This window comes from Neobacillus sp. SAB-20_R2A (assembly GCF_049568635.1).
Classification (GTDB): domain Bacteria; phylum Bacillota; class Bacilli; order Bacillales; family Cytobacillaceae; genus Neobacillus; species Neobacillus citreus.
On the sequence record NZ_CP145895.1, the window covers coordinates 5481356 to 5501259 of the forward strand.

The window sequence follows — 19904 nt, forward strand, 5'->3', positions numbered from 1 at the left end:
AGCGGCCAAAATAATGGGTCTCCCATTGGAGGAGGGTTTCTATGATAATATCCCGGCCGACCTCCTCCATATAAGTGGAAATGCTCCGTTGATCCAATTCTGTCAGCTTTAAGGTATATAACTGCTGGGGCAGAAATTGGAGATAGCGGTTTACTGCCTCATCAATGTCTTTTTTTCATTTTTCAATTGCCTTTTCTTTCGTCGGAAAACCAAACGCAACCGTAATAACGGCGGTTAATACAGCAATCGGCGGAAACACACATTCCCTAATGCGTATGAAAGGGTATGCCAGCCACCAAACCAACCACACCGATGACAGCCGACCCCAAGCCCATCGCTAGGAATTGTTCAGCGGTGCCAAACTGAAAGCCAATCTTTAATTTTACCTGCGCCGAAGTGGCGATGGAAAAAGCAGATAATCTTTTTAGATTGGGCAAATTAGCTGCTATCTCTTATATCCACTTCCCCTTGTATCGCTTGAGGGCGCCTTCAATAACGGTTTCCATTTTGGCTGTGACCACTTGTTGATTTAAATGCTTCTCCAATTGTGCCTCGACAATCATTCGAGCATCGCCCATTTTATTTTTTTCAAAGACTTCCTAGCCCCTAAGGTCATTAATTTTCTCCATCGTTACATTTAACAGCATCCCGCCGCCCTTTTTCGCGGAATCCCTAAGACCGCTGTACCACGAGCCGTCCAGCTCAATTCTCAATGCATCAAAGCCTGTTTTTCCTGTAAAAATGAAACAACCTCCATTTCCACCTAATTCATAAACTCGTTCTACACCCTGCGATTGAACTCCAATAAATGATTTTTCTTTTTCATTATTTCATCAGTAATATTAAATATTGACTGCTTTGAGCCTGGATTATCAGCTGCTCTTTCATGAGGGAAAGCTGCAGCTGCTCCTTTGAGCGCTCCGCTTTTAACAGGGCATGGCTTTCGGACACTGCTGCCCGCAGCGACTTTTCTATGTTTTCGCCCATGTTTGCATCAATTTGCTTAAGCTCGTTTAAAACCGGCTGAAACGCCTCCAAGTTTACGATTTCACTTTTAAAAGAAAAATCCATTTCATTCACCTACACAATCAACAGTGATACTTTTCGGAGGATCGAGGGAGCCGGTTTTACCATATCTTTTATTCGCTGAAACGCCTGTTCTGGGTGATCCATCTAATAATGAAGCGCCATGGCTGCGCCAATGGAAGCTAGGCATCCAACCCAGACAGGCCCGCCAACCAATCCGCCGGCAAGCAGGGCTCCGCCTGAAACTATCGCCCCCTTGCCTTACTGAACGAAGGCCCCTTTCTTATCCGTCACTTTTAAAAAAGAATAAACGAGACCACCGCCAGCCACCGGAAAAAGCAGCGGGTTGGCACTTGCCAGCGATGAGACGATATAGGCGCCTGATAGTCTCGAAACACAGGACGAATTATGTTTTTTCCCCCAGCAGGGTGGATAATATCGCAATCGTTCCACCCAGGAGTTCCGGGCCGTTGATGGTTAAGGCATCTGCCAAAAATGGCTTCAAAATGCCGAAATGCCAAGCAATATCGGTAAGCTGATCAAACTGGCCTTGAGAAAGGGTGAAGATGGGATTGATTCCTGATACGGAGGCAGTATCCCGCAATAAATGCTCACCTGCCTCCAAAAACTCCGTGACAAAGGAGTCGTCCGCCTTGACATCCTTTACTGCCCCAAAAGCCGATCAGATGGAGTGATTGCCGTCGATTATGTGATGATACTGGGAACCCCCAATATGGGTGCTATTATAAACAGAATCAATGGCCCTATCATATTCGTCAAAATTATGATTAAACTTTTCAGCCATCCATTGTCGCAAAGAATGGCTTCCCGCAACCAAACCATCATCCAAATAAATGGGAATTTACCCATTTCCCGTAAGCCCTAAATGATATTCCGCATCCGCTTCTCATGCTCCATAATTGCCTCCTTTTAAACCAGTGCCGTTCTGATACATACCTTTTAAACCTATTTGTAATACTAGGAGAGGCGCAAGTGATGTATGGGGACGGTTCTGATGCATCAAAATTGTTCTAGACTGCATGTAAAATCAAGATTGGTAACAAGGCGGTGCGGTTGGTGCTTGATTTTTCTCGCCATTAAGCACTATCCATAGTTTAATAGAGTTGTTTATCTGAATGCGGCCTTGACCATAATAAGAGGCAGTAGATTAAATGGAGGAGGAATATTTATGGCGGAAATTAAATATGAAATAACCGCATCCATGGGCAAACTATCCGAATCACCTAAGGGATGGAGTAAGGAGCTGAATCTCGTTAGCTGGAACGGAAAAGAACCCAAATATGATTTGCGGGATTGGGCACCCGGTCATGAATAGATGGGAAAAGGCGTCACACTTTCAAAAGAGGAGCTGCGGGCATTAAGGGATTTATTAAATGGGATGGAATTATGAACTTGAAAAGAAAGGGCTGACTCCAAAAAGAAGTCAGCCCTTTTTTGGGGGTTAATAGAGTCTCCAAATGATGCACGAGAACCGTCCCCATGCATCAATAATTTGAGGCAAGAGAACCGTCCCTATGCATCACTTTTGCTAGATTTTTAGTTTCGATAATTAATTCTGTAACTTTTACATTTGAAGGCATTAGTGGATGGTTTCGAATGACATTAGCATTATTTTGGATACTGTTGGCTGACGATGAGGATTCGTTGCCCTCAAGCCATTCTCTTATGCTGCCCTTTGGGTGTTCAGGCATGCTATTTTTAAACAGGTAATCTAATGTTTTAATTTTCTCTTGTAATTCTTTATTATCGTATATTTTCTTAAGTGTTTCTCTAGCATTCTTTCGATTAGCTGTTGGAACGCTAACGAAGATTTCTTCAACATTTTCCCGATAGACAGCAAGGATGATGTCCCGCATGAGATCACTGAAGGGTGCAATGGATGGTCCATAAGATTGCAAGACTAAGATATTATTCGGCTCAAGACTGCTCATCTTTTCTATGATACTTTCCGGACTTTGCTCCATTCCCATCACAAACAGCACTTTTTTCTTTTCGTTCATATTCATTACGTTCACCCCGTTTTTGAATTGAATTCAGCCAAAATCCTTTGTTACGATGGTTCTTTCTCCAAATTCCCTGATAGTTTAAAAACCATGACCCGTTCGCCGGTTTGGGTGCTGATGTCGGTATGGAAACTGATGAGTTCCTGACCTGTTATCGAGAAAATAATTTGCTTTAGCTCCTCTTGACCTGATTCCACCAAGCCATTTCGGGTCGTCTTTATTGATAACAATCCCTCTTTATCTCTGCATAAGGCATATTCAGCAGGGGTTAGGATGCCATTTAATACAACAATCACCATATCCCGTAAAATGTCAGTCTTAACAGAAAGGGAACCCCGTCCAAGATAGCTTTTCTCCCATTGCGTTAATGCTTTACTAATTTCAGCTTCAATAGCGCCTTTTGATTTCTCCATATCGACTTTTATCCCTTCTCTACCATAAATGGCTATATTACTTTATAACCAAAGCTGTCTAAAAATATTTTACACCGAAGCAGCGTTAAGACCAGCTTTTCCAGTTCCCTTCCGGATCAATCGACGCAAGCCGCAGCCAGCCGTTTTGGACTTTTTGAAAAAATACCCGGTCTTGATTCAACAATCGTTCCACATATTCCTTTGGTGCCTGGATTACCACCAGCAGCCGTAACGGCGCATGATAGACGGTGTCGTCCGATTGCATCACGGACTGCCATGGGAGTCCGGATAATAAATCGCTGGCATTCCCCTGCATCACGCCGATTCCGGACGTCACGGTCTGGGTCGCTTTATTTCCACTTCCATAATAATGAGGCGCAACGGCCGATGCGTAATATTGCAGGTTAATCATTTGACAAACCGTTCCCGGTCCAGCAATGATACCGCTCAGCAGCGAACCATTTTTATCCTTTTTCCAGTTATAATTATGGAGAAACACTCTTCCCTCGAGATTGCACGCCTCGGTCAGGCTTCGTTCTCCAATCACAAACGCAGCATTACCGGCCAGCCCCCATTCCGGACGGATTTCACTCCAGTCCTCCGCCAACCGCTCCGCTTCCGCTTTCGGATTTTTCAAGCGGTCTTTAAGACCTGGTAATTCCCGGATTCGCTCGGCGTTAGCCTCCTCACTCACCTTTGGCAGGACCGCTTGGATGCGGGTATACGCATCTTCAGCCTTGCCCGAAAGGTTAGGAAGATAAACCCACTGCAACTCGTCAAGTGTGGTAATATGCTCGGCTGCTGCAAAAACGGTGTCTTCCGGAATCAAAATCCCCCTTGCTTTGAGGGCCTCCCGTACATTCGGAAGGTTGCACAACGCTGCCAGCACCCGCGCATTAAAGGCGCTCGATGTCCCGCCGCAGGCCCCGCAATCGAGCGAAGCAGCATAGGGATTATTGGTGCTGTGACTTCCGTGTCCGCAAATCACCACGAGTGGTGCGAAATGATCGGTGAGCCCGATTGTTTTTAAGGCTTGCTCCACATATTGTACTTTTTCTTCTTCTGAAAAACCAATCGGAATCTCCGTTTCAGCAGGGTCCTCCATCCGGTCAAGCGTCAGCTTCACATCCGGTTTCCTGAACCAGGTGTCAAGCAGTTTCTTGAACGTGCGTCCAGCCCTTCTTGGTAAAAAAGTACGAGCCAGTGTCTGCATACTAAGCCACGGTCCGCTTACCTCCGGCAGTAATAGGCTTGCAAGCATGTTGTGCTTCATGGTTTTAAAGGTACCTTGCAGTGAATTAACTGCCTGCAGCCGCTCGTGAAACGGTTGGTATTGCGATTCAGGCAAGTATTCTTTTACCTTAAATTGCGGTCTATTCAATACCGGCAAGGATGGATGGCTATGATGGCTATCGAGTTTGCAGGTTTCAATCGGCAAGCCGAAAAATCCAGCTGCCCCAAAGGTTTCAAAGCCCTCTGTCTGTTCCAGCTGACGGCGGAAAGGCTCCGACCTTACGTCAATGCAAAAAACAAATTGCGCCAACGACGAAGCTTTTGTCTTAGACGCTGACTGCTGTTTCGCAGTGATTTTTTCCTTCAATTGCTGTTCATATGTTTGTTCCCAAGCTTCCATCCAAAGTCTGCTGCGGACAATGTGATCAAATTGCCAAGCAAGGTTCAAACGGGCTTTTTGCTCCGCGGCAGACAGTTGCGACCATGCTTTGATCGGGAAGTTCCCCCAATGAAGCCAGGCAGCAATTAAAGATTCCAGGAGTACGTCCGCTTCCGTTCCTTGGGTGGGCAAAGGAAGATATGGCTTTATCAAGATTAGCTCCATTGAAATTCTTACTGCCAAATAGTCAGCAAGCAAGGAGCTTTCGTTACTACGTTGCTGCGAGCGCCAAAGCATCATTCCCGCCCAGCCTGGCAGGGCCAGCAAATGAGCTTCTAGATATTCTTGTGTCTCCGAAGGATGGATTCCTAAATGGGACAAAGCCTCATTTAAAGCTATGTCCGCTTCTTTCGGCAAATTTTTTATCTGTTTACGTTCCTCTAGCGTTAAGGCTGGGTCTAAGGAGGCCATTTGGTGCCATGCCTGGTAGAAACCCTCCTTGCGATTTGGCATCGACCAGACAGCCTGGGACTCATCCAAAAACAATTTACACCACTTAATCAGATGGCGGTTGAGATCCCTTAACACGGACTCGCCGCCGATCTGTTCGAAACGCTGACTAAGAGTTTTTACCGATTGTCTGGTCTTTAGTTGATACTTAAAGCCACTAAGTTTCTTTGCCAATCTTTTTACTTCAGGAAGTGCCATCAAATCAGAAGAAGGCAAATCCTTTGTTAGTGCCCCCCAGCAAAACTCCTCTGCTGCTTTAAGCGGGAGTCCGAAAGAGTGCTGCTTAAGCCATTGCTGAAGCCCTTTTTCTAAAAAATTCACATCAATTTCGCCTTGGTCCCGTGCTGATTTTAATAAAGAATCATTGGGAAACATCTCGATATCAGAAACATCTTTAAACCGGCGTGCTGTCTGTTCAAAGGATAGCCGTTCTACCCCGGCCCAGGGGCTGCGTGCCGCGAACTTGCTGATCGGGCCGAGCGGTGCGATGACGTCGCTAGCTGATTTCACTAAATCATGAATATCAAGACTGAGATTTTCTTGTTCCTTTTCCCAACTTAATGTTCTGGCCAATGTCGGTGTCATCTGAATGACCTCCTATAAGACAAGTATTTTGGATGACTTTCCACTAAATCTTTGTGAGGCTCACCCAAATGGACAAGCCAAAGATAAATAACCGTAAATGCCGTTGAGGAACGATGGCGTGCGAGCCATAACCCAAAAGCACTGCCGCCCAGCAAGATAATCAGGGCCAAGATGACCGCAGGTGTGGGTGGCTGCATACCAGACAGAACCGTTTCATGTAACAGACTGTCCAAGAGCGTATGGATGAATTTGAACATGATGACCGCTCCCGCAAGGAACGCAAGTCCTGCCACTTTGCCAACCCGGCCAGATCCAAAAGCAACGAGTCCGGTCCAAGCAAACATCACGGACCAGCCTAAAATGAGGGTGCTGATGATGTGATAACCCTCTCCACCGGAATTCAGCCAATAGCCAATCGAAAAAATAAGACCTAAAACTACTCCGGTGATCGTCCACAAAACGGGGAACGGACGGCCTTTGAAGGAATGAGTTTCCCGGTGCTGGATGGCGGAACCTGCCTGCAGAAAAAGGCTCGCTTTGAATAATCCATGTAAGACAGCATGAATAATCGCTGCCAAATACGCGCCTAAGGCACACTGAACAAGCATGAATCCCATTTGGGCTATGGTCGAGCCGACCAACTGCCGTTTATAATCAACATGAACTAGCATAATTCCAGTCCCAAGCAGGACGGAAATGCCGGATAGAACAAGCAGAACTAGCTGGGCTGTATCACCGCCGTTAAAGAGCGGTGCAAAACGGGTAAACATCAGACCGCCGGCATTGACGATGCCGGCATGCATGACAGCCGAAACAGGCGTCGGCGCCACGACTGAGTCCAGCAGCCAGCGCTGGAAAGGAAACTGTGCCGATGGAATGATCATCGCCACAATCAATAGGAGGCTGAGGCAGGTCCTCTCCCATGATGCAAGTTGAGCCAGGTTATTTTTTTCAAGAATAGCCGATAGCTGCCATTGTCCTGTCGTTTGTGTAATCCAGATAACAGCCACGAGCAGAATCACCCAGCTAAGTAAAAATATCCGGCCGGAGGAGGCAGCTGCTTTTCTGGCCACCTGCCACTCCTTATTTAATCTGATCAGCAGGGTCAAGCCCAAAAGGGTCACTCCCCAGCAGACCAACAGAATCCGAAGGTCATTGCTGAGCCAGACAAGGGTATCAGCAAATGTAGTGAGTGTCAGCAGCGTAAAATATTTTCGGTAAGAACGATCACCGAATAAGTACCGTAGTGAGTAGCGCTGCACAATGACACCAATGGTCAGGACAAAAAGGGCGAGGAGTAATGAGAGCGAATCGAAACGCCAAGGTCCATACAGCACACTTCCATCCTGTTTGCTAGAGAACAGCCCCCACATGGCGACGATTGGCGGCAACGAAATGATGCCGATGTGATATCGAACAAAACGTACGGGGACCTTTTCCCATAGCAGGAAAATGGCGCTTACCAAGGAAACTGCTAGAATGATAAAAAATGCAGTCGGTAATGAAATTAGCTCCAAATAATTGAACATCCTCGCTCTCTCCCTCTTAGATTTTAATAATATGAATCTCTTTTTTAAAAACAAAAAAACCGGCAAACTCTAAGCTTAATGGTCATACTCCCACCATTAAACTTTGAAGATTGCCGGTTTACCTTTAACTTCCCAATCGGGCTTTTAAATAGTCTACCTTAATCATATGTAATTCATTAAAAGCTTGAATTCCTTTTCAATACGATTCCTTTTTCATAAAAGCCAATAGATCATTATTAACCATATGCTAAAGTTCTATATTGAAAGAAATCACCTAAACACTATAATCACGTACTAAATATTACTATTTGTTAAAGATTCTGTCAAGTGAAGCATGGGGACGGTTCTCTTGCCTCACTTTGTGAGGCAGAAGAACCGTCCCCATGCTTCAAAATCTGCTCTTTTTCGGGTCGCCGAGGTATGTTTTTAGTGTTTCTATGAATGTTTGTAGTGCTTTTGTTTGGTAGGTTGCGTGGGTTAGGATGGAGAAGTTGCGTTTAAACGGGAGTCCCTTTACGCGAAGGGTGCCAATGTAGCCGTTTGTGAGCTCCTTCTTAATCGCCCAGCTTGATAACAAACTGATGCCAAGTCCTGCTTCAACCGATTCCTTGATGAGTTGGGTGCTGCCAAATTCCATGACTTTTTTCGGGGTGAACTTGTACCTCCGAAACAGATTTTCCGCAGCCTCTCTGGTCCCAGAGCCCTCTTCCCTGAGAATCCATGTTTCTTCCTCCAAGTTGGCCAGACTTATTTCCCCTTTTTCGCCTAAAAGAGGATGCCGAGGTGAAGCAACAATGACCATTCGATCTTTAGAAACCACTTTTGAATTTAGGATATTTTCCTCATAAAATCCTTCAATGATGCCGATGTCCAATTGATGTTTTTTTACCAGCTCAATGATTTCCTTTGTATTTTGGATCCGAATCGACGGGTGAATGTCGGGGTATTGCTCCTTCATTTTGGCAATAATATGCGGCAGGATATACTCGCCAAACGTATAGCTCGCCCCAATCGCAATCGGGCCGCTCGCCTTATTGGTCAGGTCATCGACTAAGGACTGCATTTTGGTATAAAGGGCGATGATTTCTTTCGCATGGTGATAAACGATCTCACCCGCCTGATTAAGGCGGACAAACTTATTACTTCTTTCCAAGAGCCTTGTGCCAATCGATTGTTCTAACGTTCTAATATACTGGCTCACCGCCGGCTGGGTCATATGCAGCTCCTCCGCCGCTTTTGAAAAATTCTCCTTCTCCACCACTTTAATAAACACCTCTAAATGCTGGTCCATCCTCTGCCCCCTTTTTCAAAAATAACCTATGTATATAAATTTACTTATCATCCCTATTATATATCATTATTTTTCTTATACACCAATCGCGAGTATGCTTAAGTTACAAAATCAAATCATTTGAGGTGATTGGAATGGGAAGTCAAAGTGCAAGAATTTTACCTCATGACGAACAGAACGAAAAACCTCTTAAAAAGCCGGAAACAAAACCTTCCGCTTATTTATGGCTGGGAGGAATTGTTTTTACCATTGTCATTGCAGCGTTCGGTTTTGCATTAGCAAAAGTCCCAGGGTTTGATCGTGTCGGACCGCTTGCCTGTGCAATTGTGATTGCGGTAATCTACCGGCAATCTTTCGGTTATCCGGAAGTGCTACGCGCGGGGATTCAATTTTCTGCCAAACGCTTTTTACGTTTTGCGATTATTTTATACGGGCTCAAGTTAAACATAGATGTAGTCATTCATCAAGGGCTGGGGTTAATTGCCCGTGATATCGGTGTCATTGCTTTTGCGATATTGTTAACCGTATGGCTAGGAAGATTGCTAAAAGCGGAATCCTCCCTCGTGCTTCTACTTGGTGTCGGAACCGGTGTATGTGGGGCTGCCGCAATTGCCGCCGTTTCGCCCATTCTCAAGGCAAAGGACGAAGATACAGCCATTGGGGTCGGAATAATTGCCTTGGTGGGGACAATTTTTTCGATAACCTATACGATCTTAAGACCTATTCTCCCGTTATCGGCCATTGATTATGGCATCTGGAGCGGCATCAGCCTTCACGAAATTGCCCATGTTGCCTTAGCCGGGGCACCTGCAGGTCCAGATGGCCTGGCCATTGCCCTGCTCGCCAAACTAGGCCGGGTACTCCTGCTCGTTCCATTGTGCTTTATTCTTATGTATTGGATGAAAAAACGCAGTTCCGGAAATACAGGAGATACAAAAATTGAATTTCCTTGGTTTCTCATAGGCTTTATTTTGATGAGCTTGTTCGGAAGCTATATCCTTGGCAAATCCATCCCTGTTTCAAAAGCAGCCATGGATGGGGTTTCAACCGCCACCACCTTTATCCTAACATCCGCTATGGTTGGTCTTGGTTTAAATGTCAGCCTCCGTGACCTCCGGACCAAAGCAGCAAGACCGCTGATCGCCATGCTGATTACGTCTGTAATCCTCTCCGTTGTTTCGTATTTTATGGCGTGATGCACGGAGACAGAGCAAAAGTGCCTGACACCTTCCAAATTCCTGGTCGGTGACTGGCACTTTTTTTATTTAATTCGAACCGTTTCCCCCCCTTATTCGTTTCCTTAAATGACTACTTAAATAAATGGGGGAATGAGGATGAAAAAAAATCTGTTACTGGGTGCAATCTTTTTACTTCTGTTCACGGCTGCTGGATTATCGGTTTACGCTAACATGGAGAATTCAACAAAGTCTCAACAGCTGAACGATGGCGTGATCCGAGTGTATGGCCCAGGCGGACCACTAGGACCCATGAAGGAAGCAGCAGAAAAATTCACAGCGGAAACAGGAATAAAGGTCGTCGTAACGGCTGGACCTGAATCCAACTGGATTAACCAAGCCAAACAAGATGCAGATATCGTTTATGGAGGATCGGAGTACATGCTTCGCAGCTTCATGCTAAGCAATCCTGAGATGATCAATGAAAAGTCACTCACAGAATTATACCCGCGAGCAGCAGGGATTTTAGTACGAAAAGGGAATCCCAAGAACATTCAATCGTTTGAAGATTTAACAAAGAGCGGCGTGAAAATTATCGATGTAAATGGCGCCGGACAGCTTGGATTATGGGAGGATTTAGCCGGAAGAAAAGGACTAATCGGAGGGATTAGCCAAAATATAGACATCTCCGTAAAATCCAGTGCCGAAGCAATTGAAATATGGAAATCCAATTCAAAACACGACGCTTGGATTACATATGAATCCTGGCACCATAGGCTTACGGACGTCACCGATTTAGTGGAGCTCCCAGAAGCAGAAAAGCTTTACAGAGGAACCCCGATTGCGCTATCAACAAGCACGGATAATAAAAAAGAAGCTCAACAATTCATTGATTTTCTAAAAACAGATGCATCCCACCAGGTTTTTCAAAAGTGGGGATGGAAATGACGTTCTCAAGTGAAGTGCCAGTCACCCTCCAATCTTCTGGTCGGTGCCCGGCACTTTTTTTCTATAAAATTCGAACCGTTTTGTGTGATTCTTCGTTACCTTAATTGAACAGAACATATAAGGAGGAGTTCATAATGAAAAAATGGAGTTGGCTATTTATATTCCTTTTGGCAGGAATACTTCTTGTTGGCTGCAGTGCAAAAGAAAATGCAAAGGACAAGGATACAAGTAATCAAGTCAAAGAGACAGCCGTAGTGGTTAATAAAGATGCCGAAAAGGTGGCTGACAAATCGGATACAGCACTGCAGCTGAAGGAAAACGAAAAAGTCGGTAACTATCTTGCAGATGCGAAAGGGATGACACTTTACTATTTTGCCAAAGATACACCAAATACATCAAACTGCAGCGGCGAATGTCTCCAGAACTGGCCTGCCTTCTATTCTGAAAACCTTGAAGCTCCAGAAGGACTTAACAAAGAAGACTTCAGCACCATTACCCGAGCAGACACGGGTGAGAAACAGACTACCTACAAAGGCTTTCCGCTTTACTACTTTGTTAATGACAAAGCAGCTGGTGATGTAAATGGACAGGGCGTTAAAGATGTTTGGTTTATTGTTAACAATGAGACAACATTTCCCCAATAAAGCAACTTTTCGAAGAATTGCCGCCAGGCAGTTCTTTTTTCTCATTTTGAAAAGGTTTCCCCTTCCGCTTTCACAATGATTTATACTATTAAAAACGCTGCCATGAAAGGGAGTGAATCTGGCAATGAAATCGAAGACAGACGAAGAACTGATTGGACTAATTGTCCAAAAGCATCGTCCGGCACTTGAAGAGCTATATGACCGATACGCAAAGCTTATCTATAGCTTCTCCTATAAAATAGCAAAGGGCGATACAGATAAAACAAAAGAAATAGTCCAACATGTATTTCTCCGGCTTTGGACAACAAAAAGCGCCTATAATCCATCAAAAGGACAGTTGGCGAACTGGCTTCTTACCATTACCCGAAATATTGCGATTGACCTCATTCGCAAAGAGCAAAAACATAACGGAACCATCCCGTTAGAACTGAATGACATGGTGCAAATTCAAGGGCAGCAGTCGGAGGATGTCCTGCAGCAAGTTTCAAGAAATCTATTAAAACAACAAATTCAGGAAGCCAAACGCCATCTCTCTGAACCACAGCAACGCCTCATCAACCTTCTATACTGGGAAGGTTACTCTTTAAGCGAAATTGCAGAAATAGAACAGAAGCCGCTCGGTACTATTAAAAGCAGGCTCCATCAAACCTTGAAAAAACTTCGGAATTATTTTAGTGAGGAAAAAGGAGGGGTTCGGCATGGAAAATAAATGCGAAAACCTGTCTTTATATATGATTAATGAATTGACTCCGCGTGAAAAAGAAGAATTTGAACGCCATTTGAAAACATGTACCCACTGTCAGCACGAATTAGAATCACTGCAAGGATTATGGCAGACCCTTTCTTATGAAGTTGAAGAGGTAGACGTTCCAGAAACACTGAAAGCAGAAGTCATGAACTTTATTTTTGAAGAGAAGATAGCACCGCAGCAGGACCAGAAGGTAGAAACAGCGAAGAAAAGCTTGATCGAACAATTCAAACTCTATTTCAAAAAGCATTTCTCGCCGTTATCCACTGCTGTTGCTGTCGTTCTAGTCATCGGCTTAGTCGGACTATATTGGAATAACCTTCAATTAAAAGATACGATTACAGCCTTAGAAACGAAAGAAGTGGACACATCTCAAATTGTATCGACCTATATCCTAAAAGGGCAGGGTTTAGCTGCTTCGGCAAACGGCAATGCTTACCTTCTTCAAGAAGGCGGCACCACCAATCTTGTCATCGAATTAAATAATATGCCGCGTACCAATGATGAGGAAGTATACCAAGTGTGGCTGTTAAAAAACGGCACTCGGCAAAATGCGGGGACTTTAAAGCCTGATCAAAACGGCAACGGCCTAATCACCTACCGCCTCCCCCAATCCCTATCGTTTGATGCTATTGGAATCACTTTAGAGCCGAACCCAAACAACACCCAACCGCAGGGCCAAAAAGTGATGGGAACGTCTTAGGTGTGACATGGGGACGGTTCTCATGCCTCACTTTGTGAGGCACAAGAACCGTCCCCATGCTCTAAATCAGACTGGAATAGAATGAAATATTCTCTCCTTGAATTGTTCTTGTAAGGTCCTAGTAATGGTCCCTACTTCCCCTCCATTGATTTCATGATCTTCAACTCGAACAATCGGCATAATTTCCATTGTTGTGCTTGTAATGAATATTTCGTCTGCTTGGATCATTTCATCTGGGGTGAACTGTTTTTCGAAAAATGGAATTCCAGTCTCTATTGCGATGTCCTTTACTGCCATTCTTGTAATTCCAGATAAAATATGTTTTGAAAGTGGTGTTGTAATGATGGATGAATTTTTTACTATATATACATTAGAACTCGTTCCTTCAGTCACTTTACCATCTCGTACTAAAACTGCTTCTAGAAATCCTTTCTCATAAGCAGATTGTTTAGCCAAAATATTCGGCAATAAGTTTAGTGATTTTATGTAACAGTTTTGCCAACGCTCATCCGGGCACAGAATGACGCCGGCCCCTTTTTCTCCAGTTTTAATTGTTCGAAAAGGTTTAACGGTCATTGAGACAGATACGGAGCAGTCTGGAAATAGATGGTTTCTTGGTGCTATCCCCCTTGTCACCTGCACATAAAGATCTAGATTTGTTAAGCCGCTCTTTTGAATAAGTTCCAACATAGTATTTTTAAGGGCATCACGATTAGGATCAATCTGTAATTTTATAGCATATGCACTTCGATATAATCTATCTACATGTTCCTCAAGCATAAAAGGTTTTCCATTATAGGTTCTGATATACTCGTATACTCCATCACCAAATTGATGGCCTCTTTCATCAATTGGTATAACCGGATCATTGGAATCAACAAATTTCCCATTAAAATATGCCGAAATCATTTCTACTCTCTCCTTAAGAAGATTGCCCTATTAATTTGTGGTAGGGGATTGCCTCCCGGACCCTTCCATTATTCCCTTCAGTGGCAGTTCTTCCAAATCCATTAATGACATAAGCTCATGTTGTTTAATCAAGTTGTTTTTAAACGAATCATTTGTAAAAATAACTCACCTTTTCTAGAAATGGTTGTTCCTGAACGACCTTGACGAACATTCAACAATTCCAATTGGTTAAGGACTTCTAGTCGTAATCGCAATTGCTGTTCCGACAGAGTAAGTCCATTTTCCTGCAGCCTTCCCTTAACAACCGTACGGCCATAGGATTCACACTGTTTCTTACCTTGTTCAAAAATCTCAAGTATTGCAAGGCTCTCTTCTAAGAATCCATGTTCTTCAATATTTAATATAAGTTCATTTAATTCACTCTCAGTCATTTCTTGCAAAGGAATCGATTCCTTTATATTTTTTTGAAGCCTGCCCTTAATATAAAACGGCAATGACTCCAGCGTTAATTCCTTTTCCACTAAGCAGGCCATGTATGAAACAGCATTGAATAATTCTTTTACATTTCCAGGCCAAGAATAGTGTTTTAAAAGGTTAATCAGATCAGGAGGTATAGCCAATTTTTCATGAAATAAATGAGATTGAAGATAGGTTTGAATGAGCGACTCAAAATCTTCCTTCCTCTCTGACAAAGAAGGAACTTTACAGGTTAATACAGCCAAATAATAAAATAAATCCTTACGAAATTTATTTTCTTCCATTAACAATGAAAGATCATTATTACTAATCGTAATAATCCTTACCTGCACGGAAATTGGCTGTTTCCCGCCTAACCTAATAACCTGGCCTTCCTCAAGCGTTTGAAGAAGCCTGCCTTGCAGGGAAATAGGCAGTTCATCAATATCTTCAATGCACAGCGTCCCGCCATTTGCCATTTCAAAAATGCCGGGAGAAATCTGCCCATCTAATTCTGTTCCGTAAAAATATCTTTCCAGTACATCTGGAGGCCATCCTGCACAACTGATACTAAGATAAGGTCCATCCTTCATGAAAGAATCGTTATGAATGGCCTGTGCGAGCATTCTTTTTCCAGTGCCGGTTTCCCCAAAAATATGTACAGGGTCACTTATTTTAGCAAGCTTTTTTGCAATGTATAAAGTATCTTTCATCGCCTTGCTATTTGCGATCACATCATCAAAAAAGTACTTAGCTGTTTTTCCCCCCTCCCCTGTCCATTTACTAAAGGAGGCAGGAGTCTTCAAATTATTGGTGTCATTAGATAAAGCGACTAGAGATTTCATATAACGATTGGTTAAAAAGAAATGAGAACAATCTAATCCAAGCAATTTAAACACTTCAAAAACCGTTTCCAAGGCAAGAACTCGGTAGCCTATATCGATTACTTCAAATCCACCCTCTGGAACTAGTTGCATCTCCCCTAGAGTAACTACATAATCAATATTAAAAGGAATATCAGAATCCGGATTATAGCCAAAATAGTTATGCTCAAACACTGCCTCTTGAAGTGCTTGAACTGTTTCATCTGTGTTTTCCTTTGTGTCGTTTACTACTAAAATATTTTTTCCTTTAGGAGATGAAAGCAGCTTAGCCATATTTACATAATTAAATCCTCGTTCGGCGATTACACAGTTAACTCCATCAGGCAAAAAGGGACGAACAAGCGGAAAAATAAAGTTTGCCCCTAATAGAACAATATCATCTTTTGAAATTTCCTCTCTGGATAAATTCTTAATCGAAATTGGACGAATCCTGATTAAATCTCCAGCAATTTCTGTCATTTGTTTTGAAATCATTGCCAGATATTCATCCTGAATGGAAATAATAGTTAACACTTTTTTTGGCCGCATCACTTTCACTCCTTTCTTCTTAAGCGCCAATTATTGTTTATTGATAATATAAATGGCAGGCGGAAAAGTGCCCTGGCTCAATTTCTTTCAACTCTGGAACGACAGTTTTGCAGATTTCCATACAAGCACTGCAACGAGGATGAAATGTACATCCTGCTGGGGGATTCGATGGACTTGGAATATCTCCTTGCAAAACAATTCGTTCTCTTTTAATACGCGGATTAGCAATAGGGACTGCAGACATTAATGCTTTAGTGTACGGGTGTAATGGATTTGCGTATATGGACTCTTTGCTGGCAATTTCCACGATTCTTCCAAGGTACATTACGCCTACACGGTCACTAATATGCTCTACAACACTCAGATCATGAGAAATAAAGAGATAGGTTAATCCAAATTCCTTCTGTAGATCCTGCATAAGGTTTAATACCTGTGATTGAATGGAAACATCTAATGCTGATACGGGTTCATCAGCTACGATTAGTTTTGGATTTACGGCAAGTGCACGTGCAATCCCAATTCTTTGTCGCTGGCCTCCGCTAAATTCATGGGCATAACGGTTTGCTTGATACGAATTAAGACCCACATATTCTAATAGTTCATGCACTCTTCTTTCTCTTTCTTTTTTTGTCATCGTGTCATGAATAATCAAAGGTTCAGCAATTATTTCTCCAATATTCATACGTGGATTTAAGGAGGCATAAGGATCTTGGAAAATCATTTGCAGCTCTTTTCTTGTATCCCGTAATTGTTTGTCGTTTAACTTGCTAATATCTTTTCCGTTAAACCAAATTTCTCCTTCAGTTGGCGCTAGCAGCCTCATGATCATCCGGCCTGTTGTAGATTTTCCACAGCCGCTTTCTCCAACTAATCCCATTGTTTCTCCCTTTTGAATGGAAAGTGAAACTCCGTCAACAGCCCGAACATATGACTTTTTTTGCCCAAACAGCCCTTTTCTAATAGGAAAGTGCTTCTTTAAATTTTTTGCCTCTACCAACAGCTCTGCCATTTATTTTGCCCCCCTCGTCAGTTCCTTCTGATATAGGAAACAGCGACATTGATGCCCTTTTGAAACTTGCAGCAAATCTGGTTCGTTTTCTTTACAAATATCCATTGCTTGTGAACAGCGTGGTGCAAATTTGCAGCCTTTCGGCATATTAGCAGGGTTGGGGACATTTCCGGGAATAGGATCAAGTCTAGTCGTTTTTTGCCCAAGTTTTGGAATAGAGTTAAGTAATCCTTGCGTATAAGGATGTTTTGGGTTCTCAAAGATTTCTATGACATCAGCTTCCTCTACCACTTTCCCGGAATACATCACTACTACGCGGTCACACATTTCTGCTACGACACCCAAATCATGCGTAATGAGCATGATAGCTGTCCCTTTTTCATTTTTTAATTTTTTCATAAGCTCTAAGATTTGAGCTTGAATCGTTACATCTAGAGCAGTCGTTGGCTCATCTGCAATCAAAAGTGTTGGGTTGCATGCCATAGCCATGGCAATCATGACCCTTTGCCTCATACCTCCGGACAGCTGATGGGGATATTCATCTATTATTTCCTCAGCACGAGGGATTCCGACAAGCTTTAACATATTAATCACATGTTCTCTAGCCTTTTTTTTGTCATATTTTAAATGGAGTTTAACAGCCTCGCCGATTTGCTCCCCAATCTTATAGACAGGATTCAAAGAGGTCATCGGTTCCTGAAAGATCATCGCTATTTCATTGCCGCGAATTTCTCTCATTTCATCTGCCGACAATGACAAAAGATTTTTCTCCTTGAAATGAATGGAACCATCTACAACCCTTCCTGGAGTGTGCTCAAGCAAGCCCATTACAGAAAGCGATGTCACGCTCTTTCCACACCCGGATTCCCCTACAACACCAAGTGTTTCCCCCTCTTTTATATATAGATCGACCCCGTTAACTGCAGGTATCTGACGATTATCCACGAAAAAATAAGTTTTTAAGTTTGATATTTCTAACAGCTTATTGTTCATATAATCGCTCCCTGTCTCTTAATCTTTCATCTTTGGATCAAGGGCATCTCGTAACCCATCGCCCAACAGATTGAATGCTAGTACCGTTATAAAAATAGCTAAGCCAGGAAAAATGGTGACATGCGGGGCTGTATTTAAGAAATCCCTGCCGGAACTAAGCATCGCACCCCATTCCGGAGATGGAGGCTGGGCACCCAACCCTAAAAAGCTGAGACTGGCAGCCGTTAGAATCGATGTTCCGATTCTCATAGTAAAATACACAATAATACTTGAAACAGTACCCGGGAAGATATGTTTCCAAATAATCCGTTTTGCCGGTGCCCCTATAGATCTTGCTGATTCAACGTAAACCGTGGCTTTAATAGAAAGAGTGCTGCTTCGAACAATCCTTGCAAATGTTGGGATGCCAAATATGGCTACGGCAATGATAACATTCCCCAGACCTGGTCCTAAAATGGCAATAATACCAATTGCCAGCAAAATACCCGGGAAGGCGAATAACACATCACAAAATCGCATGATTAAACTATCGATCCATCCACCATAGAATCCACTTATGAGACCAAGGACCGTTCCTCCCAAAGCACCCACAAGTACGGAACTTAAACCAACAAAAAGAGAAATTCTTGTTCCTTCAATAATCCGGCTGAATATATCCCTGCCAAAAGCATCTGTTCCAGCAAAATGCTCCATTGATGGCGGACTTAAAATTTTTTCATAGTCTGGCTCTACCGAAGAATAGGGAGTAATAATCGGGCCTAAAATAGCTATTATAAATAGGAATCCAACAAAACATCCTGCAACCAATGCCAGCCGCTGTTTTTTAAATTTCCGCCAAAACTCCTTAAACGGGGTTCGTACCTTTTCAACTTCTTGATGGGTAACCTGTTCAGTCGATTGAACAACTATCGTTCCATTTTCCAATTTTCTTCCCCCTCTCATTACTCATAACGAATTTGCGGATTCATGACCCCGTATAAAACATCGACAATCAGATTAATCAAAATGAACTCTAAGGCAAAAAGCAACATTTCACCTTGAATTAATGGATAATCGCGGAAAGATACCGAATCAATTAACAAGCGGCCAAGGCCGGGCCAGCTGAATACAGTCTCAACCACAATGGATCCCCCTAATAAAAACCCAAACTGCAATCCCGTCATGGTAACAACAGGAATCATTGCATTTTTTAAAGCGTGCCTCCAAACTACTGCATTTTCCTTAAGTCCTTTGGCCCTCCCAGTACGGATATAATCCTCTCTTAAAATATCCATCAAGGAAGAACGAGTAAAACGAGCAATAACAGCTGCTACCCCGGCCCCCAAAGTGAGTGACGGCAAAATATAACTCTTCCAGGAGTCATTTCCTCCTGTAGGGAACCAGCCTAACATGACCGAAAATAATTGAATCAGCATCAAACCGAGCCAAAAAGATGGCAGCGAAATTCCGGATACCGCACCAAACATACCCGTATAGTCCTGCCACTTATTCCTCTTTGTTGCGGATATAACACCAATTAACAGCCCAAATACAATTGCCCAGACCATGCTCCAAACCGTTAACCAAAATGTCGGCATGAATCTGGCGGCAATCTCATCGTATACAGGGCGCTTTGTTTTCATAGATGTACCCAAATCTCCCTGAAAGAGGTTTCCTACATATGTAAAGTATTGTGTCACGACAGGTTTATCCAAACCAAGTTCTTGACGGACAAGTTCAATATCCTTATGGCTTGCATCAGGTCCTGCTACGAGCCGTGCCGGATCCCCCGGTATCATATGGACAAACATAAATATGAAAATCGAAACAATGAATAGAGTAGGGATAACCCCCAACAAGCGTTTTACAATATAACGAAACATAACCCTCCTCCTTCCGATATATAGTGAGCGCTAATTCATCATTAGCGCCCACTAC

19 protein-coding genes and 1 pseudogene are annotated in these 19904 nt (G+C 43.2%); 6 read left to right on the forward strand and 14 right to left on the reverse strand.

Translation table 11 applies throughout. From position 1 onward, the window contains the following. Positions 1 to 266: 266 nt before the first annotated feature. The 3 genes from V5M37_RS26865 to V5M37_RS26875 all read right to left on the reverse strand — a co-directional run bounded on the left by V5M37_RS26865 (position 267) and on the right by V5M37_RS26875 (position 1630). Positions 267 to 437, reverse strand: a complete 171-nt coding sequence (locus V5M37_RS26865; protein ID WP_423799932.1) for a hypothetical protein — start codon at positions 435 to 437, stop codon at positions 267 to 269. Positions 438 to 825: 388 nt separating this feature from the next. Then, positions 826 to 1071, reverse strand: coding sequence for a hypothetical protein (locus V5M37_RS26870; RefSeq protein WP_423799933.1), 246 nt, complete (start codon positions 1069 to 1071; stop codon positions 826 to 828). A gap of 361 nt (positions 1072 to 1432) precedes the next feature. After that, positions 1433 to 1630, reverse strand: a complete 198-nt coding sequence (locus V5M37_RS26875; protein WP_423799934.1) for a hypothetical protein — start codon at positions 1628 to 1630, stop codon at positions 1433 to 1435. Between the two features lie 585 nt (positions 1631 to 2215). On the opposite strand from V5M37_RS26875, the pseudogene V5M37_RS26880 reads away from it, so the two are divergent. Next, a pseudogene (locus V5M37_RS26880) lies at positions 2216 to 2437 on the forward strand (YdbC family protein). Between the two features lie 94 nt (positions 2438 to 2531). Here V5M37_RS26880 and V5M37_RS26885 read toward each other — a convergent pair. The 5 genes from V5M37_RS26885 to V5M37_RS26905 all read right to left on the reverse strand — a co-directional run bounded on the left by V5M37_RS26885 (position 2532) and on the right by V5M37_RS26905 (position 8990). Further along, positions 2532 to 3053: a carbonic anhydrase gene (locus V5M37_RS26885; protein ID WP_423799935.1), complete on the reverse strand. Its 522-nt coding sequence runs from the start codon at positions 3051 to 3053 to the stop codon at positions 2532 to 2534. A gap of 44 nt (positions 3054 to 3097) precedes the next feature. Then, positions 3098 to 3463, reverse strand: a complete 366-nt coding sequence (locus tag V5M37_RS26890) for a DUF2294 domain-containing protein (protein ID WP_213143841.1) — start codon at positions 3461 to 3463, stop codon at positions 3098 to 3100. Between the two features lie 85 nt (positions 3464 to 3548). After that, positions 3549 to 6170, reverse strand: a complete 2622-nt coding sequence (locus tag V5M37_RS26895) for a DUF2309 domain-containing protein (protein WP_423799936.1) — start codon at positions 6168 to 6170, stop codon at positions 3549 to 3551. Continuing rightward, on the reverse strand, positions 6167 to 7699 hold the full coding sequence (locus V5M37_RS26900; protein ID WP_423799937.1) for an NADH dehydrogenase subunit 5: 1533 nt from the start codon (positions 7697 to 7699) through the stop codon (positions 6167 to 6169). The genes V5M37_RS26895 and V5M37_RS26900 overlap by 4 nt, the downstream gene beginning before the upstream one ends. Positions 7700 to 8087: 388 nt before the next feature. Next, positions 8088 to 8990 carry a LysR family transcriptional regulator gene (locus V5M37_RS26905; protein WP_423799938.1) on the reverse strand — a complete coding sequence of 301 codons (903 nt, stop codon included), beginning with the start codon at positions 8988 to 8990 and terminating at the stop codon, positions 8088 to 8090. A 134-nt stretch (positions 8991 to 9124) separates the two neighbouring features. On the opposite strand from V5M37_RS26905, the gene V5M37_RS26910 reads away from it, so the two are divergent. From V5M37_RS26910 to V5M37_RS26930, 5 genes are all read left to right on the forward strand, one after another. After that, positions 9125 to 10186 carry a YeiH family protein gene (locus tag V5M37_RS26910; RefSeq protein ID WP_423799939.1) on the forward strand — a complete coding sequence of 354 codons (1062 nt, stop codon included), beginning with the start codon at positions 9125 to 9127 and terminating at the stop codon, positions 10184 to 10186. Positions 10187 to 10324: 138 nt separating this feature from the next. Beyond that, positions 10325 to 11113: an extracellular solute-binding protein gene (locus tag V5M37_RS26915; protein WP_423799940.1), complete on the forward strand. Its 789-nt coding sequence runs from the start codon at positions 10325 to 10327 to the stop codon at positions 11111 to 11113. Between the two features lie 134 nt (positions 11114 to 11247). Continuing rightward, positions 11248 to 11757 carry a hypothetical protein gene (locus tag V5M37_RS26920; protein WP_423799941.1) on the forward strand — a complete coding sequence of 170 codons (510 nt, stop codon included), beginning with the start codon at positions 11248 to 11250 and terminating at the stop codon, positions 11755 to 11757. Between the two features lie 124 nt (positions 11758 to 11881). Beyond that, on the forward strand, positions 11882 to 12466 hold the full coding sequence (locus tag V5M37_RS26925) for an RNA polymerase sigma factor (RefSeq protein ID WP_423799942.1): 585 nt from the start codon (positions 11882 to 11884) through the stop codon (positions 12464 to 12466). Next, positions 12456 to 13208, forward strand: coding sequence for an anti-sigma factor domain-containing protein (locus V5M37_RS26930; protein ID WP_423799943.1), 753 nt, complete (start codon positions 12456 to 12458; stop codon positions 13206 to 13208). The genes V5M37_RS26925 and V5M37_RS26930 overlap by 11 nt, the downstream gene beginning before the upstream one ends. Before the next feature lie 66 nt (positions 13209 to 13274). Here the strand turns inward: V5M37_RS26930 and dat are convergent, their stop codons facing one another. The 6 genes from dat to gsiC form a co-directional block, all read right to left on the reverse strand. Continuing rightward, positions 13275 to 14117, reverse strand: a complete 843-nt coding sequence (gene dat / locus V5M37_RS26935; RefSeq protein WP_423799944.1) for a D-amino-acid transaminase — start codon at positions 14115 to 14117, stop codon at positions 13275 to 13277. Positions 14118 to 14245: 128 nt separating this feature from the next. Further along, positions 14246 to 15985 carry a sigma 54-interacting transcriptional regulator gene (locus V5M37_RS26940; protein WP_423799945.1) on the reverse strand — a complete coding sequence of 580 codons (1740 nt, stop codon included), beginning with the start codon at positions 15983 to 15985 and terminating at the stop codon, positions 14246 to 14248. 37 nt (positions 15986 to 16022) lie between these two features. Beyond that, a complete protein-coding gene (locus V5M37_RS26945) occupies positions 16023 to 16994 on the reverse strand; it encodes an ABC transporter ATP-binding protein (protein WP_423799946.1) in 972 nt (323 codons plus the stop codon). Next, a complete protein-coding gene (locus V5M37_RS26950) occupies positions 16995 to 17987 on the reverse strand; it encodes an ABC transporter ATP-binding protein (RefSeq protein WP_423799947.1) in 993 nt (330 codons plus the stop codon). It lies immediately after the preceding gene. A gap of 18 nt (positions 17988 to 18005) precedes the next feature. After that, positions 18006 to 18911, reverse strand: coding sequence for an ABC transporter permease subunit (locus V5M37_RS26955; protein WP_423799948.1), 906 nt, complete (start codon positions 18909 to 18911; stop codon positions 18006 to 18008). Positions 18912 to 18928: 17 nt separating this feature from the next. Then, a complete protein-coding gene (gene gsiC / locus V5M37_RS26960) occupies positions 18929 to 19849 on the reverse strand; it encodes a glutathione ABC transporter permease GsiC (RefSeq protein ID WP_423799949.1) in 921 nt (306 codons plus the stop codon). Positions 19850 to 19904 lie beyond the last annotated feature (55 nt).